The sequence below is a fragment of the Candidatus Cloacimonadota bacterium genome (genome assembly GCA_012522635.1).
In the GTDB taxonomy this organism is placed as follows: Bacteria; Cloacimonadota; Cloacimonadia; order Cloacimonadales; family Cloacimonadaceae; genus Syntrophosphaera.
This window is the reverse complement of the sequence record JAAYKA010000052.1, coordinates 1-5,035: the sequence shown is the minus strand read 5'-3', so window position 1 is coordinate 5,035 and position 5,035 is coordinate 1. Positions and strand designations below refer to the sequence as shown.

Below are 5,035 nucleotides of genomic sequence, written 5' to 3'. Positions count from 1 at the left end.
CTCTCATTCATGTTGGGAACAAGCACTACCGAGTCTATCTTTCCGGGCAAAGACCACCGTGTTTTCTGGAATCCAATCTTGGAGGGATTTGAGCCAGAAGGCTGGCAATTTAGGATCAGTGTTAAACATGCTCCAAAAAGCATGGTGTCTGTGCAAGGTGGTAGCTTTCGGATGGGATCGAACGACGGGAGAAGTCAAGAAAAGCCGATTCATGAAGTTATCGTCTCATCATTTTGGATTGGTAAATATCAAGTGACTCAGAAAGAATGGAAAGAGGTGATGGGAAATAACCCTTCAAACTGGCAGGATGACAATCTTCCTGTTGAAAACGTAAGCTGGTATGATGCTGTGGAATATTGTAACCGTCGTAGCATCCAAGAGGGATTGACTCCCTGTTACAGCGGTAAGGGCAGCGGCATCACTTGCGATTGGAATGCCAATGGTTACAGACTGCCTACAGAAGCGGAATGGGAATATGCTGCGCGAGGGGGTCATAAAAGCAAGGGTTTCGTATATTCAGGATCTGATGATATAAACGAGGTAGCTTGGTATGAAGGGAATTCTGATAGAAGGACACACAGTGTTGGAGACAAAAACTCCAACGAGCTCGGTATTCACGACATGAGCGGTAACGTTTGGGAATGGTGCTGGGATTGGTATGCGGGTTCTTATTATAAAAAGAGTCCCAGCATAAATCCAAAAGGACCAAATTCAGGTTCCTACCGTGTGCTTCGGGGCGGTTCCTGGTCCAACCTCGATCTTTGCCGGGTGTCGAATCGAAGCAACAGCAAGCCTATCAGCAATAGCCGCAACCACGGTTTTCGGGTTGCGGGAGTTTTTTATTAAATAAGTTCAAGTTTTATGGTCTCTGAGCCGGAAGCAAAAAAAGAATAATATGTGTGAGTCAAAGACAGCCAACAATGACAGCGCATCTCAAAAACGAACCCTTGTTGGATTTGGAGATCACAATGTACAAAGTTTATGGAGTTCAAACGACCAAATGAGTTTTGCTTTTCCCAGCGGTGGCTTTCCTGAACGAAGTAACAATATTTTCAGAATTACGAATGCGCCAATTTAGATTCTTCTTGACAGGAATCCACACAAAAATAATTCTTTCTTCAAAGACATTGTGAGGTCAGCATGAGAAGAAAAATACTTGGTTTGTTGTTGATTCTATTTGTTGCCAGTGCGTTGGAAGCCAGCTTTTTGGAGGAGGCACGTGCCCTTAAAAGCTGGTTGGACGTCCCATTTAACACCACCGCGCTGGATTCGGAACGAGATGCGCGGCTGAAAGATTTTCAAAGTCCGGTGAAGGACGAATTTGAAACCACGGCTCAGTTTGAGGAGCGCAAAAAAAACATTGAGAATCAAAAAAAGGCCATAGTGGCAGAATATGAGCACAAAAAACGCGACGCTCTGGCCGCCCATGAAAACCAGCGAGCCAAAATGTTAAGCCGCTTTCATGCCCTCTTGCAACAATCTCGTGAAGATGTGGTGGTAGAAGGTACTTTGGGAATTTACAATGCCGACACGCAAAAATTCAAGCTGAGCACACCTGAGCGCAGCTACGAAATTGTGGTTCCGCTGGATAAAGGAAAACTGGTAAAGGACAATTTTTCCCGTTATGAGGTCCGGGTCACGCGGCAACTGAACGAAAATCTACAGTGGAGCTATCTGGAAGCCCGGATAAGCGGTCCCGCGGGTATTTTTTCTTCCACAAACAAAGCTCCAGCCTTGGTCGGTTCCGGCCAAATAGCTTCTTTGGTTCCACCGGATTTGACAGCAAGTGTCAGCTTCAGCGAACCCAGCGGAAATGATATGTTGGATGCGGAGGAGACAGCAACAGTTACCATAACAATTCAAAATAGAGGCGAGGGCAGCGCGCAAATGGTTGAAGCCAAGTTCGATCTTGGCAACCTCAGCGGTGTCAGCCATCCAGGCAGCGTCTATTTTGGTGAAATCAAGCCTGGAGCCAGTGTCAGCAAAGAGGTGAAGCTTGTTGCCGGCATGGAAATCCAGAACGCGCAGGCCAGGCTCAAGATAGATTTCCATGAGCAGTATGGCTTTCCGCCTGACGATAAAATAATCAGCTTTTACACACGCGCCCTGCAGCCACCAGAGCTTTATATTGCAGATATCGGTATCGCTGACTACAATAAAAACGGGAAAATCGAACCGGGCGAAACGGTCGAAATTCGCGTCCGTGTCCACAACCGGGGACAGGGTCAAGCCAAAAACGTTATCGCGCGCATTATCAGAGGTGAAAAGGTATATTTCACCGGAGAAAACCCTACTGATACCTACAATTTGGGAAATATGGACGCGGGCGAATATAAAGACGTGGTCTTCGACATTTTGACCGCGAAGACCGCCACCCAACTTGACCTAAAACTGGAATTGAAGGAAAGCCTCGGTCGCTATGGAATGGATGAGCAACCATTGAACCTTGCTTTTAATCGGGTGGAACGCACTGCTGATCAGATGGTGGTATTGGGAAAAGAATCAAACGCCATCATCAGCTTGGCGCCAGCGCTCTCCGTGGATGTGGAGCAAGATATCCCCGCGCTTGGTTCACAGAAAAAGAACCGTTGGGGCGTGATTATTGGCATTGAAAATTATCGTAACGTGCCACGTGCGGATTTTGCCCGCAGGGACGCGGAATTTATGAAAGAGTATTTCACCAAGGTTCTGGGCATTCCTCTCGCGAACATCTATGTGAAAAACGACGATGATGCCACTCTGGGGGAATTGCAGGCAGTTTTCAATCCCAAAGGCTGGCTGGATAAAAACGCCAATAAAAAGGGCAACGAGATTTTTATCTATTACAGCGGTCATGGCGCTCCCAGCATGGATGGAGGTGAAGCCTATCTGTTGCCTCAAGATGGAAACCCCAACTATGCAGAGAACACCGGCATTTCACTCCAAGAGCTTTACGTCAATCTTGGCAACCTGAAATCAAGTGAGGTGACTCTATTCCTTGATAGCTGCTTCAGTGGTGGAGACCGTACCAGTGAGTCAATTCTGGCAATGGCCAAACCGGTGTTTTTGAGCCCGGAGCTTCCCGCGGTGGCTCCAAATGTTACCGTTTTTTCCGCCGCCAGCGGAAACCAGATAGCCAGTTCTTATCCTGACATGCAGCACGGTCTTTTTACATATTACCTGATGAAGGGTCTGCGCGGTGAGGCTGACACCAATGGAGACAGAAAGATTACCCAACTTGAATTGAATCTGTATCTGGGTGAACATGTGGGCAGTATGGCTCGTCGTTTGGGAAGGGAACAGGACCCTCAGCTTCAAAGCGGGGACCACAATAAAGTGTTGCTGCAGTGGTAACAAGGTTTTCACCCGCTCTCATGGCACTGCTGCTTTTGATGGCTGGTTGCGCCTCTGTGGGCAAAAACGCGGCTACCAACGATGCCGAAGCCTCACGCGCGGGAGCAGCCAGGGCTTTCCATGAAGAGGGTTCCGACGTTTTGGAGCCACATTTTACCACAGGCAAATCCCTGCCCAAACAAAACCAGCAAATTGTAAGTGGAGCGCAAGTTCCAGGTTCCAGAGTCACCGTCGAAATAGACACCTTTTTTGTTTATGGTTTCGAAACTTCTCCCCAGGAAGCAAGGGAAAAATCGCTGGCGCGGACGCGTGAACTGGCTTTGCAAAAGGCTTTGCCGGTGGATGTTTCCATCAGCACCATGGTCACGGACATGTATGTGGAAATAAACGATAAATTCGATGAACACATGGCTAAAAGCATCTTTATGTTAACATCCTCCGCCGGGCGCTTTGAAAATGAAACCTTGGTTCGCTCCAAAACAACCGTGGAAAGCGATTTCATGCGCTGCGAGATTAGTTATAAGGCAGACATTATCCAGCTTCCCCGGGCTTACAATTCCGAATATAACCTGAAGGTGGAACTCAGCGAGACCCTTTTGCGGGACGGCGAACGTTTTTGGGTGCATGCCACCGCGAACCGTGATGGTTACCTCTATGTTTTCAATGTTTTGGCAGACAACAGCGTGGCTTTGGTCTTTCCTTCTCGGCTTTTTCCAGATAACCGCGTTTGGGCGCAGGAACCTTGGAGTCAAAGGCTTGGAGCAGCTACTCTCCCAGACCGGGACCACAGCATTGAAACGCTCTATTTTATCTATTCAGCTCGGGAGATTACGGGCTGGGAGGATTTTTCAATCAATTCGGAAGATGGATTCATCGACCCTGCGGATGACCAAAGTTTTATTAAATTCCAAAGATGGTTGGGACGCGGGGACCCCGGTCTCAGGGTGGAAAAGCTGGCACAATTGCATATTTTCAAATGAAAACAATATTAAAAGCCGGTAGCCTTGGAAGCGAACCGGCAAATAAGGAGAAACAATGAAAACAGGAAAATGGCTAATCATCATCGTAACGCTGCTGACACTGGCAGCATGCAGCAGCAGCCGGGTCAAAATGGATTTCCCCAAATGGTGGGACACCCAGAATGATACAGAAAATCTCTGCGCTTATGGTATGGCTACAAAAGTCAGCCAAACCATGTCCATCGAAGCGGCTCGCGCCAATGCTATCGCGGAAGCATCTCGCTATGTGGAAGCCCATGTGAGATCTATGATCAAAAATTATGAAGAGGAAGCTGGTGTGCGCAACCCAGAAGTTCTGGCGCTTACCCAGAATGTGGTGAAAGTGATTTCCTCATCTGATTTCAGCGGAACCACAACCGGGAGTATGGAAGTCTATAAAGAAAAAAAAGCAGGAGACACACACTTTACCACGTACATCCAGATGAAAATTCCCAAAAAGGAGATTTCACAAAATCTGATTGAAAATATTCGCAACGAGGAAGCCCTTTACAACCAATTCAAAGCCTCCCAAGCTTTCAATGAACTTGATAGGGAGTTTGATTAAAATATTCCATAACCTCACCCTTTACCCCAGACCTAACATGACCTTATAGCTTCTCATTATCATCCTCATAAAAAATGGGGATGATAATGAGTTAATGCGCGGTTACTCCTGAGCCAGAGTCAGGCGTGGACTTTCTTTG

At 47.4% G+C, this 5,035-nt stretch carries 4 protein-coding genes; all 4 read left to right on the top strand.

Annotation, left to right across the window (positions count from 1 at the left end):
- Positions 1-846: formylglycine-generating enzyme family protein (locus tag GX135_03190; GenBank protein ID NLN85097.1), on the top strand; the 846-nt coding region annotated here is incomplete at its 5' end.
- A gap of 294 nt (positions 847-1,140) precedes the next feature.
- Positions 1,141-3,333, top strand: coding sequence for a hypothetical protein (locus GX135_03185; protein ID NLN85096.1), 2,193 nt, complete (start codon positions 1,141-1,143; stop codon positions 3,331-3,333).
- Positions 3,334-3,353: 20 nt separating this feature from the next.
- The gene (locus GX135_03180) at positions 3,354-4,313 is read left to right on the top strand and encodes a DUF4384 domain-containing protein (protein NLN85095.1); all 960 of its coding nucleotides are present in this window, start codon (positions 3,354-3,356) and stop codon (positions 4,311-4,313) included.
- 55 nt (positions 4,314-4,368) lie between these two features.
- Entirely contained in the window at positions 4,369-4,896 is a 528-nt protein-coding gene (locus GX135_03175) for a hypothetical protein (GenBank protein ID NLN85094.1), read from the top strand.
- Positions 4,897-5,035: the final 139 nt, after the last annotated feature.

Coding starts and splice junctions, on each gene's coding strand:
- GX135_03175 (NLN85094.1), top strand. CDS start 4,369: ATGAAAACAGGAAAATGGCTAATCATCATCGTAACGCTGCTGACACTG.
- GX135_03180 (NLN85095.1), top strand. CDS start 3,354: ATGGCACTGCTGCTTTTGATGGCTGGTTGCGCCTCTGTGGGCAAAAAC.
- GX135_03185 (NLN85096.1), top strand. CDS start 1,141: ATGAGAAGAAAAATACTTGGTTTGTTGTTGATTCTATTTGTTGCCAGT.